The organism is Paraburkholderia phytofirmans (assembly GCF_046028095.1).
GTDB classification, from domain to species: domain Bacteria; phylum Pseudomonadota; class Gammaproteobacteria; order Burkholderiales; family Burkholderiaceae; genus Paraburkholderia; species Paraburkholderia phytofirmans_A.
Genome location: NZ_JAQQDJ010000002.1, coordinates 202387 through 218976 on the forward strand (window position 1 = coordinate 202387; position 16590 = coordinate 218976).

Below are 16590 nucleotides of genomic sequence, written 5' to 3' on the forward strand. Positions count from 1 at the left end.
CGAATGACCCACGGCCTCTCCGAATGACTCGAATCGTTACGCGCGCCTGTTCTCCCGTCGACGCCGAAATCCTCACCCGCCATGGCCTGCACCCGGTACTCGCACGCCTCTACGCGTCGCGCGGCGTGTGCATGCCCGACGAAATCGAAACCGGCCTCGCGCGGCTCGTACCGCCGGTCGCGCTCAAGGGCTGTGAAGACGCCGCCGCTCTGCTCGCCGACGCGATCCAGCAGAACCGCCGCATGCTGGTGGTCGCCGATTACGATTGCGACGGCGCCACCGCCTGCGCGGTCGCCGTGCGCGGCCTGCGCATGTTCGGCGGCCGCATCGAGTATCTGGTGCCAAACCGCTTCGAGTACGGCTACGGCCTGACGCCCGAGATCGTCGCGCTCGCCGCGCGCAACGCGTCCGGCAAACCGGATCTGCTGATCACGGTGGATAACGGCATCGCCAGCGTCGACGGCGTGGAAGCGGCCAACGCGCTCGGCATCGACGTGCTCGTCACCGACCATCACCTGCCCGGCGACGAACTGCCGGCCGCCCGCGCGATCGTCAATCCGAACCAGCCGGGCTGCACGTTCCCGAGCAAGTGCATCGCGGGCGTCGGCGTGATGTTTTACGTGCTGCTGGCACTGCGCGCGGAATTGCGTCGCCGTGGCGCCTTCAACGACGCGTTCCCCGAACCGCGCCTCGACGGCCTGCTCGATCTGGTCGCGCTCGGCACGGTCGCGGACGTCGTCAAGCTCGACGGCAATAACCGCGTGCTGGTCGCGCAAGGGTTGCAGCGCATCCGCAAGGGCAAGATGCAGCCGGGCATCGCCGCGTTGTTTCGCGCCGCCGCGCGCGACGCCCGCAGCGCATCGGGCTTCGACCTCGGCTTCGCGCTCGGGCCGCGCCTGAACGCGGCGGGCCGCCTGTCGGACATGTCGCTCGGAATCGAATGTTTGACCACGGACGACATCGGCCGCGCATGGGATCTCGCGCAGCAACTCGACACGATGAACCGCGAACGCCGCGAGATCGAAGCCGGCATGCAGCAGCAGGCGCTCGAAGACCTTTCCGCGATCAATCCTGACGGCGCGACCACTATCACGCTGTTCAATCCGAGCTGGCACCAAGGCGTGATCGGCATCGTGGCCGGGCGGTTGAAAGAGAAATTCCACCGGCCGTCGTTCACCTTCGCGCTCGCCGACGACAGCGGCCAGACCGTCAAAGGCTCGGGCCGCTCCATCTCGGGCTTCCATCTGCGCGACGCGCTCGATCTGATCTCGAAGCGCGAGCCGGGCCTGATCGTCAAATTCGGCGGCCACGCGATGGCCGCGGGCCTCACGCTCGCCGCCGCCGACGTGCCGCGTTTCACGGCAGCGTTCGAAGCGGTCGGCCGCGAATGGCTGTCCGAAGACGCGCTCTCGCGCACCGTGGAAACCGACGGCGAACTGGAAGACGCGTACTTCACGCCGCAATTCGTCGAAATGCTCGACGCCGCCGTGTGGGGCCAGGGCTTTCCGGCGCCGGTGTTTTCGGGCGAATTCGACATCGCCTCGCAGGCACTCGTGAAGGACAAGCACCTGAAACTGCAACTCGTGCGCGGACGCCAGCGCTTCAACGCAATCTGGTTCAATCACACCGACACCCTGCCCGCGCGCACCACCGTCGCCTATCGCCTCGCGAGCGATACGTGGAACGGCGTGTCGCGCGTGCAACTGATCGTCGAGCACGCGGCGAGCTAAGGCGGCCAGCTGAAAAGCCCAGCCGGACCGGGCGAGTTGTAATCGCAAGCCGAAGCGCGGACCTCACGCGACCAATGCAGCCGATGAGTCGACGCCGGCGCGTCAAACGCCCTGCCGGCCCTGCCGGCCCCGCCGCACCAAAAACCTCGAAAATCTCCGCAAAATCAACCGCAAACACGCGCCGGATCGCTCAACAGCCGCCGGCGCGGTGTGCCGATCGGCTATAATTTCCCCTTTTTACGAAGCTATAAAAGATCGACATGGAAGCGGAACGTCTCAACGCGATCGAAGCCTCACTGGCGGACCTGCGCACTCGCGCGGACTCGCTACGGGGGTATCTTTGACTACGACGACAAAGCACTGCGTCTAATCGAAGTCAACCGGGAACTCGAAGACCCGGACGTCTGGAACGACTCGAAGCACGCCCAGGCCCTCGGCCGGGAAAAGAAGCTGCTCGACGACACCGTCGGCAAACTTACGGCGCTCGACAATGACCTGCGCGACGCGCAGGACCTGTTCGACATGGCCCGCGAGGAAGACGACGAGGAAACGCTCCTCGCTTGCGAATCCGACGCGCAAGGCATTGAACAGCGTGTCGCCGACATGGAATTCCGCCGCATGTTCGCGAACCCGGCCGATCCGAATAACGCGTTCCTGGACATCCAGGCCGGCGCCGGCGGCACCGAGGCATGCGACTGGGCGTCCATGCTGCTGCGCCAGTATCTGCGCTACTGCGAGCGCAAGGGTTTCAAGACCGAAGTGCTGGAACAGACCGACGGCGACGTCGCGGGCATCAAGAACGCCACGATCAAGATCGAAGGCGAATACGCGTACGGCTTTCTGCGCACCGAAACGGGCGTGCACCGCCTCGTGCGCAAGTCGCCGTTCGACTCGTCGGGCGGCCGTCATACGTCGTTCTCGTCGGTGTTCGTGTACCCGGAAATCGACGACTCGATCGAAGTCGACATCAACCCGGCCGATCTGCGTATCGACACGTACCGCGCGTCCGGCGCGGGCGGTCAGCACATCAACAAGACCGACTCCGCGGTGCGTATCACGCACATGCCGTCGGGCATCGTCGTGCAGTGCCAGAACGACCGGTCGCAGCACCGCAACCGCGCCGAAGCCATGGCCATGCTGAAATCGCGCCTGTACGAAGCGGAAATCCGCAAGCGTCAGGAAGAGCAGGACAAGCTCGAAGCCGGCAAGACCGATGTGGGCTGGGGTCATCAGATCCGCTCGTACGTGCTGGACAACAGCCGTATCAAGGATCTGCGCACCAACGTCGAAATCAGCAATACCAAGAGCGTGCTCGACGGCGACCTCGATCCGTTCATCAGCGCCAGCCTGAAACAGGGCGTCTAAACGCAGCCGGCGCGGCTTGCAACGCCGCGCCGCAGTTTCGCCGTTTGTTCGTCGCTGCTCTTCGCTGTTGCCTCGCTGTTTTCTAACACCGCCTGAGGTTTTTACTGACTGGCCACCCGCATGCGAGCCACTCCCGTGCGGGCCACCGAATATCAGATCATCATGACCGAACCGACCCAGCCGAATGCGGCCCAGCCTAGTGTCGTCCCCGAAGTCGACGACAACAAGATCATGACCGAGCGCCGCGAAAAGCTGCGCGAGCTGCGTGAACAAGGCATCGCCTATCCGAACGATTTCCGCCCCACGCATCACGCCGAAGATCTGCAATCGCAGTTCGAGCACGCCGATAAAGAAGCGCTCGAAGCGAATCCGCTCGAAGTCGCGATTGCCGGCCGCATGATGCTCAAGCGCGTGATGGGCAAGGCGAGCTTCGCGACCGTGCGCGACGGTTCGGGTCAGATCCAGTTCTTCATCACGCCCGCCGACGTCGGCCAGGAAACGTACGACGCCTTCAAGAAGTGGGACATGGGCGACATCGTCGCGGCGCGCGGCGTGCTGTTCCGCACCAACAAGGGCGAACTCTCGGTGCGTTGCACGGAACTGCGTCTGCTGTCGAAGTCGCTGCGTCCGCTGCCGGACAAGTTCCACGGTCTCGCCGATCAGGAAATGAAGTATCGCCAGCGCTACGTCGATCTGATCGTCACGCCGGAAACGCGCAAGACCTTCGTTGCGCGCACCAAGGCGATCTCGTCGATCCGCAACTTCATGGCGAACGCTGACTTCATGGAAGTCGAAACGCCCATGCTGCACCCTATTCCGGGCGGCGCGGCGGCCAAGCCGTTCACCACGCACCACAACGCGCTGGATATGCAGATGTTCCTGCGTATCGCGCCGGAGCTGTATCTGAAGCGCCTGGTGGTGGGCGGCTTCGAGCGTGTGTTCGAGATCAACCGTAACTTCCGCAATGAGGGCGTGTCCGTGCGCCACAATCCGGAATTCACGATGATCGAGTTCTACGCCGCGTACACCGATTACAAGTGGCTGATGGACTTCACCGAGCAGTTGATCCGCCAGGCGGCGATCGATGCTTTGGGCACCGCCACGATCACGTACCAGGGCCGCGAACTCGATCTGGCGAAGCCGTTCCATCGCCTCACGATCACGCAAGCCATCCAGAAGTACGCACCGCAATATACGAACGAGCAGCTCGCCGACAGCGACTTTCTGCGCACCGAGCTGAAGAAGTTCGGCGTGGATGCATCGCAGCCGCAGTTCCTGAACGCGGGCGTCGGTTCGCTGCAACTGGCGTTGTTCGAAGAAACCGCCGAGTCGCAATTGTGGGAGCCGACGTACATCATCGACTACCCGATCGAGGTGTCGCCGCTGGCGCGCGCGTCGGACAAGGTCGAAGGCATCACCGAGCGTTTCGAGCTGTTCATCACGGGCCGTGAGATCGCCAACGGCTTCTCGGAGCTGAACGATCCGGAAGACCAGGCAGCGCGCTTCAAGAAGCAGGTCGACCAGAAAGAGGCCGGCGACGAAGAAGCGATGTTCTACGACGCGGACTACATTCGCGCGCTCGAATACGGCATGCCGCCGGCCGGCGGTTGCGGCATCGGTATCGACCGTCTGGTCATGATGCTGACCGACAGCCCGAGCATTCGCGACGTGATTCTGTTCCCGCATCTGCGCCGCGAAGACTGAACGTTGCGTGGTTCAAAGCATGTGCAAACGCCCGGCTCGATGCCGGGCGTTTTTTTGCTCCATCACGTGTGTGGCGCTCGCCTGACGGTTTGTAACCATCGGTAAAAGCTGCATGCTGCGCGAGGATTCGACCGCCCACGTTCATTGCGTGAGCTCTTGCCGGAAGCGGCGCCCAGCCGGGTTGCGCAGTTTTCATGCGCCGTCGGCGCTATGCTTGACCGGAAATCGTTACAAATTGAAACCCTCAGGGAATCGATTTATCCGACACTCGGTCTTACTAAAAGTCGACTCTGTTGAAGACGGAGGCCAAAAATGGACAATCCCAACACGCAACCCACCACTCAATCCACGCCGCCTGCGCCACAACGGCGGATTCATCCGCTGATCGCGACCGCGGCCGGTGCAGTGATCATCGCAAGTCTTGCCGCGACGGCGGCTGTCACCGGCCTGTTCACGAAGGCATCCAGCAACGGCGTGCAAAACGATCAGACGCAAGCAGCGCAAGTGTCGACACAAGCCACGTCGCCCGGCGTGGTCGATTCGGCGGCGCCTGCCAACCTGACGGCGCAACAGGCCGCGCAGCAACAGGCAGCCCAACAGCAAGCCGCGCAACAGCCGCAACCCGCACCCGCTCCGGCGCCCGTACCCACACAGCAGCAATACGCCCAGCAGCAACAGGCGCAGCCGGCACCTAACTACGCACAGCAACCGCCGCCGCAACCGGCGTACTGCACGAGTTGCGGCACGGTCGAAGCGATCTCGGCGGTGCGTCAGGAAGGTCATGGCACCGGTATCGGCGCGGTCGGCGGTGCAGTGGCCGGTGGCGTGGTCGGCAATCAGTTCGGCAGCGGCGGAGGCCGCACCGCGATGACCGTTCTCGGTGCGCTCGGCGGCGGCCTTGCCGGCAACTCGGTCGAAAAACATATCCGCAGCACCACGTCGTATTCGGTGCGGGTGCGGATGGAAAACGGCAAGACGCGTTACTTCACTTACCATGAAGCGCCGCCGTTCCAGCAAGGTCAGCGCGTTCGGGTTCAGAACGGCACGCTCGTGGCGAGCTAACCGCACACAGGTAGAGTTTCCGCCAGACGCAAAAAAGGCGATTCCAAATGGAATCGCCTTTTTCTTTGCCGCAACCGGAAGCGCAATCAAATCGCCGACCGATGCCGGAAAACTCAGTGACGCTCAGTAATCCGCGTCTTCAATCCATGCAGCCTGAATCGCCTCGAGGATCTTTTCGTTCGACCGGTTAGGATCGTCGTCGAATCCTTCCAGCTCGGTGACCCAACGGTGCAAGTCGGTGAAGCGCACCTGTTGCGGATCGATGTCCTGGTGCTTGTCAGTCAGGGCCATCGCGATGTCTTGCGTATCGGTCCACTTCATGGCTGCATCCTCCTGTTAGTGATTTTCCTTCGCGTGATTGATCGAGTAGCGAGGGATTTCGACAACCAGATCCTGCTCAGCCGGCACCATGGCCTGGCACGACAGACGCGAGGCCGGTTCGAGCCCCCACGCCTTGTCCAACAGATCGTCCTCGTCTTCCTCCGACGGCGTCAAGGCGGCGAAACCCTCACGCACGATCACGTGACAGGTCGTGCAGGCGCACGACTTCTCGCACGCGTGCTCGATTTCAATGCCGTGTTCGAGCAGGTTGTCGCAGATGCTCTTGCCGGGCACGGCATCGATCACCGCGCCTTCCGGGCACAGTTCGACGTGAGGCAGCACAACGATTTGAGGCATACATTTTCCGTTTGGGTCTGCGGCACGGCGGCCGCAAACAGGCTCCGTACCATTTTACTGGCGCCGCGCGGACTTTTTAAGTCCACGCGGCGCGATTCGGTTTTTTGCGGCGGACTTTCGCAATTCGAGGCCGCCTGCCGTTAGCGCAAGGCTCAGATCTCGTCGAGCTTGCGGCCGGCGAGCGCGCGGCGAATGCCCTTGTTCATGCGGCGGGCGGCGAATTCGTCGGTGCCTTCGGCGAGCGTTTTGGTGGCGGCTTCGATCACGTCGACGTCGTCGCTCTGCACGACGTTGCGCAATGCATCGAGGAGCGCGTCGAGCTCGGCGCGCTCGCTGTCGTCGAGCAGTTCGGCGTCGGCGGCGAGCGCGGCGTCGGTGGCTTCCACGAGACGGCGCGCTTCGACTTGCGCTTCGCGCAACGCACGCGCGCGCATGTCGACTTCAGCGGTCGAGAAACTGTCTTCGAGCATGCGGGCGATGTCGTCATCCGCGAGACCGTAGGACGGCTTCACGACCACCGACGCCTCCACCCCCGAGCCCTGCTCGCGCGCGAACACGGACAGCAGACCGTCCGCGTCCACCTGATACGTCACGCGGATGCGCGCCGCACCGGCGGCCATCGGCGGAATGCCGCGCAGCTCGAAACGCGCGAGCGAGCGGCAGTCGCTGACGAGCTCGCGCTCGCCCTGCACGACGTGGATCGCCATGGCCGTCTGGCCGTCCTTGAAGGTCGTGAAATCCTGCGCGCGCGCGACCGGAATCGTCGAATTGCGCGGGATGATCTTCTCGGTCAGACCGCCCATCGTCTCGACGCCGAGCGACAGCGGAATCACGTCGAGCAGGAGCCAGTCGTCGCCGTCCGCGCCGCGGTTGCCCGCGAGCAGATCGGCCTGGATCGCGGCGCCGAGCGCGACCACCTGATCCGGGTCGAGATTGATCAGCGGCGGCTGGCCGAAAAACGATTCGACCGCACGGCGAATCACCGGCATGCGCGTCGCGCCGCCGACCAGCACCACGCCCTTGATTTCCTTCGTCGTGACTTTGGCGTCGCGCAGCGCCTTTTTCGTCGGGCCGAGCGTGCGCTGCACCAGCGCTTGTGTGATGGCTTCGAAAGTGGCTTCGTCGATCGTCAGATCGAGCTTCGCGCCGTTCGAAAGCGTGGTCTGTAGCTTCGCACTCGGTGCGTCGGACAAGGCCTCCTTGGCCTCGCGCACGCTGTCCAGCAGCAGGCGCACATCTTCCGGCACGAGTGTCTGCGGCGCGATGCCGGCCTGCTCCAGAACATGGCGATACAGCGCGTGGTCGAAGTCGTCGCCGCCGAGCGCGGAGTCGCCGCCGGCCGCGAGCACTTCGAACACGCCCTTGGTGAGCTTGAGAATCGACAGGTCGAAGGTGCCGCCGCCGAGGTCGTACACCGCGTACAGACCCTCGGAACCGTTGTCGAGGCCGTAGGCAATCGCGGCCGCGGTCGGTTCGTTCAGGAGGCGCAGCACGTTCAGGCCGGCCAGACGCGCGGCGTCTTTGGTCGCCTGACGCTGGGCTTCGTCGAAGTAAGCCGGCACCGTGATCACAGCGCCGACCAGTTCGTCGCCGAGCGTGTCTTCGGCGCGCTGGCGCAGCGTCGCCAGAATTTCGGCCGAAACTTCGACCGGGCTCTTCACGCCGTCGATGGTACGGATCTGCACCATGCCGGGTGCGTCGATAAAATCGTACGGCGCGTTTTCAGCGCCCTCCACTTCCGCCTTGCCACGGCCCATGAAGCGCTTGACCGAAACGATCGTGTTGCGCGGATCGCTTGCCGCCTCAGCCTTGGCCGTGCGGCCGATACGCCGGCCGCCTTTTTCGAGGTAGCGCACCACCGAAGGCAGCAGCGCATGGCCGTCTTCGTCGGGGAGCACGTCGGGCACGCCGCTGCGCACGGCGGCGACGAGAGAATTGGTGGTGCCGAGATCGATACCGACCGCCAGACGCCGCTGGTGGGGCGCCGGCGCCATGCCGGGTTCGGAGATTTGCAGTAGGGCCATCTGGATCTTCTCGGGGCCGCTTCGCCCCGTCCTGAATTTTCGCGTTGCTGGATGTAATGCTACGGCTTTTCTGGCGGCCATTGCCGCACGCGCGGCGCGCTCGGGCTCGGGCTCGGGCTCGCTAGTTCTCGAGCCGCTCGATCTGCGTGCCGATTTCCGACGCCACCCGCTCGATGAACATCAACTGCCGCACGGCCTCGCCCGCGGCCTGATTCGCGCCGCTGTCGAGCAACGCGCCGAGCTTGTCGAAACGCATGCGCTCTTCGTCGCGCAATTCGGTGAGCAAGGCGTCGAGCGCGTCGACGTTCTTCGCTGCGGCCGCGTCCTCGATGCCTTCGCGCCATTCCATCTGCTGCATCAGGAACGCCGGCTCCATCGCCGTATTGTTCTCCGCGCCGACGTCGATGCCGCGCAGATGCAGCAGATAGGTGGCGCGCTTCAACGGATCGCGCAGCGTCTGATACGCCTCGTTGGTGCGCGTCGCCCATTGCATCGCAATGCGCTTCTGCGCGTCGCCGGCCGCTGCGAAGCGGTCCGGATGCACTTGCGCCTGGACCGTGCGGTAGGCGTGATCGAGCGCGGATGCGTCGAGCGCGAATTGCGCCGGCAGATCGAACAGGTCGAAGTGGCTGTCGTTCAGCGAGGCCATCGGATAGAAGAAGTCCGTTCAGGAAAGCGCACCGGAGTGCAGTCTAAAAACGCGGCTCGTCGAAGCAGAGCGTAGCGGCACAAGCGAATTCGCGGATCAAACTAAAAAGGCGGCACGCGCCGCCTTTGATCCGCTGCACGCGGAATGTCCCGAATTACACGCGGAACGATTCGCCGCAACCGCATTCGTCCTTCACGTTCGGGTTGTTGAACTTGAAGCCTTCGTTCAGCCCTTCACGTGCGAAGTCGAGTTCGGTGCCGTCGATATAAGCGAGGCTCTTCGGGTCGACAATGATCTTCACGCCGTTGCAATCGAAGACTTCGTCTTCGGGCGCGAGTTCGTCCACATACTCGAGCTTGTAAGCCAAGCCGGAGCAACCCGTGGTGCGCACGCCGACGCGCAGGCCGACGCCTTTACCGCGCCGGATCAGATACTTCTGGACGTGCTGTGCTGCCTTTTCGGTCAACGTAATTGCCATAGCGTTTCTCATTGCGCAGTGCGCGGCGGTCATGCCTCTACCTGCTTACGCGCTGCTACCCTGTCTGCATCAAATATCGCTCGTACCGGACGACGGCTCGCTTGAATCCACGCCGCCTTCCGTTTCGATTTACCTGAAACCGCGCCGCAACCGCCGCTCTGGTTAAGCGTGTTGCTTGTCGCCTTCGACCGAAGCGGTTTCACCGTGACGCTGCTTGTAGTCGGCGACCGCTGCCTTGATCGCGTCTTCCGCGAGGATCGAGCAGTGGATCTTCACCGGCGGCAGCGCCAGTTCTTCGGCGATCTGCGTGTTCTTGATCGACATAGCTTGATCGAGCGTCTTGCCCTTCACCCATTCGGTAACGAGCGAGCTCGACGCAATTGCCGAACCGCAGCCATACGTCTTGAACTTCGCATCTTCGATGATGCCGTCCGCGCCCACGCGGATCTGCAGCTTCATCACGTCGCCGCATGCCGGTGCGCCGACCATGCCGGTGCCGACTGCATCGTCGTCCTTCGCGAAGGAACCGACGTTGCGCGGGTTTTCGTAGTGGTCCAGAACCTTGTCGCTATAAGCCATGATGACACTCCTTGATTCGTTTCAACCTGCAATTCGTGCAGTACGCAATTCGATAAGTTCAACGTCGTCCAGACGGCGCGTCAGTGCGCTGCCCACTGGATGGTCGAAATATCGATCCCGTCCTTATGCATTTCCCACAGCGGCGACAAATCGCGCAGCTTCGAAATCTTGGTCTTCAGCAGGTTGATCACGTAATCGACATCCTGCTCGGTCGTGAAACGGCCCACCGTAAAGCGGATCGAGCTATGCGCCAGCTCGTCGTTACGGCCCAGCGCGCGCAACACATACGACGGTTCCAGCGAAGCCGACGTACAGGCCGAGCCCGACGACACCGCCACGTCCTTCACCGCCATGATCAGCGATTCGCCTTCGACGAAATTGAAGCTGATGTTCAGGTTGTGCGGCACACGCTTTTCCATGTCGCCGTTCACATACACTTCTTCCATTTCCGACAGGCCGCGCAGCAGACGGTCGCGCAGCATACGGATACGTTCGTTTTCCGTCGCCATTTCTTCACGCGCGATACGGAACGCTTCGCCCATGCCGACGATCTGGTGCGTAGCCAGCGTGCCCGAACGCATGCCGCGCTCGTGACCGCCGCCGTGCATCTGCGCTTCGATACGGATACGCGGCTTGCGACGCACGTACAGCGCGCCGATGCCCTTCGGGCCGTACGTCTTGTGCGCCGAGAACGACATCAGATCGACCTTCAGCTTTTGCAGATCGATCGCGATCTTGCCGGTGGCTTGCGCTGCGTCGACGTGGAAAATGATGCCCTTTTCACGAGTGATTTCACCGATCGCCTCGATGTCCTGAATCACGCCGATCTCGTTGTTCACCGACATGACCGACACCAGAATCGTGTCCGGACGCAGCGCGGCCTTGAACTTTTCGAGGTCGATCAGGCCGTCGTCCTTGACGTCCAGATACGTGACTTCGAAGCCTTCGCGTTCGAGTTCGCGGCAGGTGTCGAGCACGGCCTTGTGCTCGGTCTTCACCGTGATGATGTGCTTGCCCTTGCTCTTGTAGAAGTGCGCGGCACCCTTGATCGCGAGGTTGTCCGACTCCGTGGCACCCGAGGTCCAGATGATTTCGCGCGGATCGGCGTTCACCAGCGCGGCGACATTCTCACGCGCTTCTTCGACCGCGCGCTCCGCGTCCCAGCCGTACGAGTGGCTGCGCGATGCGGGGTTGCCGAACTGCTCGCGCAGATACGGAATCATCTTGTCCACCACGCGCGGATCGATCGGCGTCGTCGCGCTGTAGTCCATGTAGATGGGCAGATGGAGAGTGTCGTTGTTCATCAATTGCTCCGGGGACGTCATGTGCTCTGGCTTCTGGGTTTCTGATCAGGCTGCGGTGATTGCTAAATACCGCGCCTAGGAACCGGCCATGTTGAAAACTGAATTCGGCCCTTTCGGCGCCACGCGGACGGGTTCGACCGCCGGCGCTTCGTTGCGTCTGTCGCGTATCACGGCCGGCGCGCCTTCCCGCGAGCGCTGCTGATCGACCAGATCCTTCAGGGAGACCGAATCGAGGTACTCGACCATTTTCTGGTTCAGCGTAGACCACAGTTCATGCGTCATGCAGTGGCCGTCGTGCTGTTTGGTGCCCTCGCACGAGCCCTTGCCGCCGCATTGGGTGGCGTCGAGCGGCTCGTCGACCGCGATGATGATGTCGGCCACGGTCACGTCTTCAGCGCGGCGGGCCAGATTGTAGCCGCCGCCCGGTCCGCGCACGGACTCGACGATTTCATGACGACGCAGCTTGCCAAACAGCTGCTCGAGGTATGACAGGGAGATGTGTTGGCGCTGGCTGATACCCGCAAGCGTCACCGGGCCCTGCTCCTGGCGCAGTGCCAGGTCAATCATCGCCGTGACGGCGAAACGGCCTTTCGTGGTGAGTCTCATATGGTGTGGGAACCGCAATTCTCGACAAGTTTTGTCAAGTATAAATACATGAGCGATTTAGTCAAGTATCCCTACCGCGATTTGGGTCATTTGCTTAATTGCTGGATAAGCTCGGCACGCTTTCTCGCCGGACTCTATGCAAGCAATTGGGGACGCAGCGCAGCGATGAGGCCGCGGCAGGCAACTTCACACTGATCCAGCACTTGCTCGAAACCTTCCGCGCCGCCGAAATACGGATCGACGACTTCGCGGGCGCCACTCCAGCGAGCGTCCGTTTCGGAGACAAATTCCATCAGCAGACGGATCTTGTCGCGTTGCTGCGGCGGGCAGATCTGATGCAACGCGACGATGTTTTTGTCGTCCATGGCGATCAGCAGGTCGAAGCGGTCGAAATCCACCGCGGCGATCTGGCGGCCGCGCAAGTCGGCGAGTTCATAGCCGCGCCGGCCGGCTGCCTGTTGCGCGCGCTCGTCCGGCGGCTCGCCGATGTGCCAGTCACCCGTTCCGGCGGAGTCGATCACAATGTGTTCCGCGAGCTTCGCCTCGCCGACAAGATGACGCATCACACCTTCCGCGGTCGGTGAACGACAGATGTTCCCGAGGCAGACAAAGCAGATGGACACGGTTTTCATCGAGGGCTTTTTAGGTGCGTCAGGTGCGAAGTCTGACTGTCAATAAATGTTGCCGCGATTATACAAAGCTGGCCGGAATCTCGCCGGGAGCCGGCGCGCGGCTCGCGCGAGCCTTGGCGTTCCGCATGGCAGCCGATCGCGGCCGCGCTCAAAACCTTGTGTTTACGACGCTTCCGCGGCCGGCATCACCGTGGCGCCGCGCATCGGTTTGGCCGGCAACGTCGAGGCGTCGTCGATCATGCCGTACGAAACGGCACGCGCGAGTTCAGCCGTCAACTGGTCGGCGGCGAGCGGAGCTTGCGGGACGCGCGACGCGGCGTCGCCACAAATATGCAAATAAGCAGCCGCAGCGAGCGGCACAACGATGGCAAGGGGCCAGTACACCGATATTGTCTTTTTCATGATGTCGATTCTTCCGATTGGGGGCAGATGAGTTCGTTACCCACTATGCCCAGTCGAAATCTTATAGAAATTCACAATCGGGAAAAACCTACTGGCGCGAGATAGAGCGTTGCGCTGAGTGGAACAGTGAATTCACATTTCGCGGCGCATGACGTGGACGCGCGTCATGGCACAAAAAAGAAATCCTTACAAACACATACAAAGCTCTTGCGACGGATAGCGATAATAGCGGTCTTACAGAAACAAAACCTCGCATCGGTCGATCACATGAAACGCTTTGTTTTTGCACCACTCGCCTGCCTCGCTGTCGCTGCCCTGGTCGGCGGCTGTGCCGTCTATCCGGACGGCACGCCGATGTACAGCAACGGCTACGGCGGCAGTTATAGCGGCTACGACAGTTACGATGGCTACGCCACTGGTGTGCCGGTCGTGCCGCAGACCAACGTCTACATGGGCTATAGCAACTACTCGGGGCCTGGCTACTACAACGACGGGCCGGGCCGCTATTACGGCCCGGGCCCCGGCTACGGCGGCTACCCCGAACGGGGCCGGCCGAACAACGGCAATTATGGAAACAACGGCAACCACGGCGACAACGGCGGCTGGCACGGCCAGCCGAATGGCGGGCCGCGCGGCGGGCCGCCGCCGCAAGGTGCCGTGGGCGGCCCACGCGGGCCGAGCGGATCGAACGCGCCTCGACCGGGCGCTGTCAGCCCGCCGCCGCCCCCACCGCCGCCGCAGCAACAGCAGGCCGGCGGCGGCGGCGGTCGCGGCAACGGGAATAACGGCGCACCCGTGCGAGGGGTGCCGGGTCGCCAGTCGGGCCAGATGACGGATCACTGATCTGGACTAGCCGCATGGTGGTTGCGCGGTACGCACGTGCTGATGCGCAGGCGTACCGCGCTCTAATTTCTGAGGCCGCAACGTCCGGGTCGCATCGGCGATATCAAACAGACTGCCTTGCGGTTCGATGCAAGGCCAGACCACGCGATACCGGCATCACCGGCTCACGCTAAATGCCAAACGAATAGCAAAAGACGATAGCAGGGTCGGCGCACCAACGTCCGCTCAGCCAATATGACTGCGCTGCGCCGCGTACAACTCCCTGAACGTCCGACCGACCGGAGCGGGCATATCCCGCGTATTGGTCCAGCCCGCGCCTCCCAGCGGCAGCCTGGCGATCGACCGGCTTCTCCCGCCCATGCGTTCCAGCACACGCACAGCCAGTTTGGTGAAAAGCGCGTAAGCATCCGGATGCAGCGCCAGAAAACCCCAAACGGCAAGTCCGGCGCGCTCTTTCCACGGCCGCAAACGCCGCTCCACCTGCTTCTCGCGCAGCTTACGCAACAGATCGGATAGCGGAATCCCAACCGGGCAAACGCTATTGCACTCGCCGCACAAGGTTGCGGCCTGCGGCAGATCCAGCGCCTTGTCGATGCCGACATAGCTCGGCGTCAATACCGAACCCATCGGGCCGGGATAGACCCAGCCATATGCATGGCCGCCCACCTTCTGATACACCGGGCAATGGTTCATGCACGCGCCGCAGCGGATGCACCTCAGCATTTCCTGGAAGTCGCCGCCGATCAGCCCCGTGCGCCCGCCGTCGACGAGCACCACGTACATATGCTCGGGACCGTCCTGGTCACCCTCGCCGCGCGGCCCCGTCAACACGGAAAAATAGTTCGAGGTGGCCTGCCCGGTCGCCGAGCGCGGCAAGAGACGCATCGCCGTGGCCAGATCTTCGAGCGTGGGCAGCACTTTCTCGATGCCCGTCACCGCCACATGCACGCGTGGCATCACGGTGCACATGCCCTCGTTGCCCTCGTTCGTGACCAGCACGACCGAGCCCGTTTCCGCCACCACGAAATTGCCGCCGGTCACGCCCATGTCCGCGGTCATGAAATGCGGACGCAGCATCTCGCGCGCTTCGCGCGTCATGTCGGTGATTTCGGTCAGGCGTGGGCGATTGTGAGTCTTCGCAAACAGGTCGGCGATCTCGTCCTTATCTTTATGGACGACCGGCGCGATGATGTGGCTCGGCGGCTCGTTGTCGTTGATCTGCAGAATGTACTCGCCCAGATCGGTTTCGATGGATTGCACGCCCATCTGCCCGAGCACTTCATTCAGGCGCATTTCTTCGGTGACCATCGACTTGGTCTTGATCACCTTTTTAACCTCGTGCCGGCGTGCAATGTCGCCGACGAGCCGCGCGGCCTCCTGGGTCGTCTCCGCGAACAGCACCGTCACGCCGCGCCGGGCCGCTTCGCGCTCGAAGGTTTCCAGCCACACGTCGAGATTTTCCAGCGCGCGATTGCGGCGCTCTTTCAGTGCGGCGCGCGTGGCGGAAAAATCGATCGCGGTCATGGCCGTGGCGCGCGCCGACACGAACTTGGTCGACAGCTTGGTGAGATTCTGCTGCAGACGCTGGTCGGCGAGTTTCTGACCGGCACGTGCTTTGAATTGCATCGATTGGACTTGCATGGCGGCCTTATGCGTAGTCAGGCAAAGCGGGCGAACCGCGAGTTAGGGCGAGTCAAGCGCGCATTTCTGGATAAAGACGGCGGACGTGTAGCCGCCCGCGTTATACGTCGCCGGCCAGCACCTGCGCGATGTGCAGCACGCGCGTGGTGGCGTCGCCGGTCCGCCGCAAACGGCCCTCGATATTGAGCATGCAGCCGAGATCGCCAAGCACGACCGCGCCAGTGCCGCTTGCCCGGATATTCGCGCATTTTTCGTCGACGATCGCCGTGGAGATATCGCCGTACTTGACCGCGAAGGTGCCGCCGAAGCCGCAGCAATGCTCGCAGTCCTTCATCTCGTTCACCGTCACGCCGACCTGCGCCAGCAAGGCGCGCGGCTGCGTCTTCACGCCGAGCTCACGCAGCCCGGAGCAGGAATCGTGGTATGTGACCTGACCCGCGAACTCGCCCGGCTGCAACTGCACCTTGGCCACGTTCACGAGGAAATCGGTCAGCTCGAACACCTTGGCGCGCAGCCGGCCGAAGCGGTTCATCAGTTCGGGATCGTCGGCGAAAAGATCGCCGTAATGCGCGCGGATCATGCCGCCGCACGAACCGGACGGGACCACGACGTAATCGAACTGCTCGAACTCGCGCAAGGTCTTCTCGGCCAGATCGCGTGCGATACGCCGCTCCCCGGAGTTGTACGCCGGTTGCCCGCAACAGGTTTGCGCAGGCGGCACCATCACCTCGAATCCGGCGCCTTCGATCAGCTTGATGACCGAAAAACCGATCTCGGGACGCATCAGGTCGATCAGGCAGGTAACGAACAATCCGACTCGCATGAGCCCTCCTTCGGGAAAACGTCCCTGATTATCCGCTGTTTGCCGCACAATACCAACGGCCGGATGGCAT

General features: G+C 62.8%; 17 protein-coding genes. 5 read left to right on the plus strand and 12 right to left on the minus strand.

The genetic code is table 11. The features are described from left to right. The first annotated feature begins 23 nt into the window (after nt 1-23). The 4 genes from recJ (at nt 24) to PQR54_RS05435 (ending at nt 5861) form a co-directional block, all read left to right on the plus strand. The gene (recJ, locus tag PQR54_RS05420; protein WP_408244405.1) at nt 24-1730 is read left to right on the plus strand and encodes a single-stranded-DNA-specific exonuclease RecJ; all 1707 of its coding nucleotides are present in this window, start codon (nt 24-26) and stop codon (nt 1728-1730) included. A 260-nt stretch (nt 1731-1990) separates the two neighbouring features. Continuing rightward, nucleotides 1991-3095 (plus strand): peptide chain release factor 2 gene (gene prfB, locus PQR54_RS05425; protein WP_408244406.1). Its coding sequence is split into 2 segments (ribosomal slippage): nt 1991-2071 and nt 2073-3095, totalling 1104 coding nucleotides; the frame shifts between segments, so codons are not numbered across the junction. 162 nt (nt 3096-3257) lie between these two features. Beyond that, on the plus strand, nt 3258-4799 hold the full coding sequence (gene lysS, locus PQR54_RS05430) for a lysine--tRNA ligase (RefSeq protein WP_408244993.1): 1542 nt from the start codon (nt 3258-3260) through the stop codon (nt 4797-4799). 312 nt (nt 4800-5111) lie between these two features. Further along, nucleotides 5112-5861, plus strand: coding sequence for a glycine zipper 2TM domain-containing protein (locus PQR54_RS05435; RefSeq protein WP_408244407.1), 750 nt, complete (start codon nt 5112-5114; stop codon nt 5859-5861). Between the two features lie 123 nt (nt 5862-5984). Here the strand turns inward: PQR54_RS05435 and iscX are convergent, their stop codons facing one another. The 10 genes from iscX to PQR54_RS05485 form a co-directional block, all read right to left on the minus strand. Continuing rightward, nucleotides 5985-6182, minus strand: coding sequence for a Fe-S cluster assembly protein IscX (iscX, locus tag PQR54_RS05440; protein ID WP_007181290.1), 198 nt, complete (start codon nt 6180-6182; stop codon nt 5985-5987). A 15-nt stretch (nt 6183-6197) separates the two neighbouring features. Further along, nucleotides 6198-6539 (minus strand): ISC system 2Fe-2S type ferredoxin, encoded by a 342-nt coding sequence (fdx, locus tag PQR54_RS05445; protein WP_012433562.1) that lies wholly within the window; start codon nt 6537-6539, stop codon nt 6198-6200. Nucleotides 6540-6691: 152 nt separating this feature from the next. After that, a complete protein-coding gene (hscA, locus tag PQR54_RS05450; RefSeq protein ID WP_408244408.1) occupies nt 6692-8563 on the minus strand; it encodes a Fe-S protein assembly chaperone HscA in 1872 nt (623 codons plus the stop codon). A 121-nt stretch (nt 8564-8684) separates the two neighbouring features. Next, complete coding sequence (gene hscB, locus PQR54_RS05455; RefSeq protein ID WP_408203710.1) at nt 8685-9212, minus strand: Fe-S protein assembly co-chaperone HscB; 528 nt, start codon at nt 9210-9212, stop codon at nt 8685-8687. A gap of 154 nt (nt 9213-9366) precedes the next feature. Further along, entirely contained in the window at nt 9367-9690 is a 324-nt protein-coding gene (iscA, locus tag PQR54_RS05460) for an iron-sulfur cluster assembly protein IscA (protein WP_035546490.1), read from the minus strand. A gap of 162 nt (nt 9691-9852) precedes the next feature. Beyond that, nucleotides 9853-10269 carry a Fe-S cluster assembly scaffold IscU gene (gene iscU, locus PQR54_RS05465; RefSeq protein ID WP_408244409.1) on the minus strand — a complete coding sequence of 139 codons (417 nt, stop codon included), beginning with the start codon at nt 10267-10269 and terminating at the stop codon, nt 9853-9855. An 80-nt stretch (nt 10270-10349) separates the two neighbouring features. Next, nucleotides 10350-11573 (minus strand): IscS subfamily cysteine desulfurase, encoded by a 1224-nt coding sequence (locus PQR54_RS05470; RefSeq protein ID WP_408244410.1) that lies wholly within the window; start codon nt 11571-11573, stop codon nt 10350-10352. Nucleotides 11574-11648: 75 nt separating this feature from the next. Further along, nucleotides 11649-12179, minus strand: a complete 531-nt coding sequence (gene iscR, locus PQR54_RS05475) for a Fe-S cluster assembly transcriptional regulator IscR (RefSeq protein ID WP_012433568.1) — start codon at nt 12177-12179, stop codon at nt 11649-11651. A 134-nt stretch (nt 12180-12313) separates the two neighbouring features. Continuing rightward, nucleotides 12314-12811, minus strand: a complete 498-nt coding sequence (locus PQR54_RS05480; protein WP_408244411.1) for a low molecular weight protein-tyrosine-phosphatase — start codon at nt 12809-12811, stop codon at nt 12314-12316. A 162-nt stretch (nt 12812-12973) separates the two neighbouring features. After that, on the minus strand, nt 12974-13213 hold the full coding sequence (locus PQR54_RS05485) for a hypothetical protein (RefSeq protein WP_408244412.1): 240 nt from the start codon (nt 13211-13213) through the stop codon (nt 12974-12976). 267 nt (nt 13214-13480) lie between these two features. Here PQR54_RS05485 and PQR54_RS05490 point away from each other — a divergent pair, with 267 nt between their 5' ends. Next, entirely contained in the window at nt 13481-14056 is a 576-nt protein-coding gene (locus PQR54_RS05490) for a hypothetical protein (RefSeq protein WP_408244413.1), read from the plus strand. A 225-nt stretch (nt 14057-14281) separates the two neighbouring features. Here PQR54_RS05490 and PQR54_RS05495 read toward each other — a convergent pair whose 3' ends face one another. Both PQR54_RS05495 and PQR54_RS05500 read right to left on the minus strand, forming a co-directional pair. After that, on the minus strand, nt 14282-15697 hold the full coding sequence (locus tag PQR54_RS05495; protein ID WP_408244414.1) for a lactate utilization protein B: 1416 nt from the start codon (nt 15695-15697) through the stop codon (nt 14282-14284). Nucleotides 15698-15797: 100 nt separating this feature from the next. Then, nucleotides 15798-16520, minus strand: a complete 723-nt coding sequence (locus PQR54_RS05500; RefSeq protein WP_408244415.1) for a (Fe-S)-binding protein — start codon at nt 16518-16520, stop codon at nt 15798-15800. Between the last annotated feature and the right edge of the window lie 70 nt (nt 16521-16590).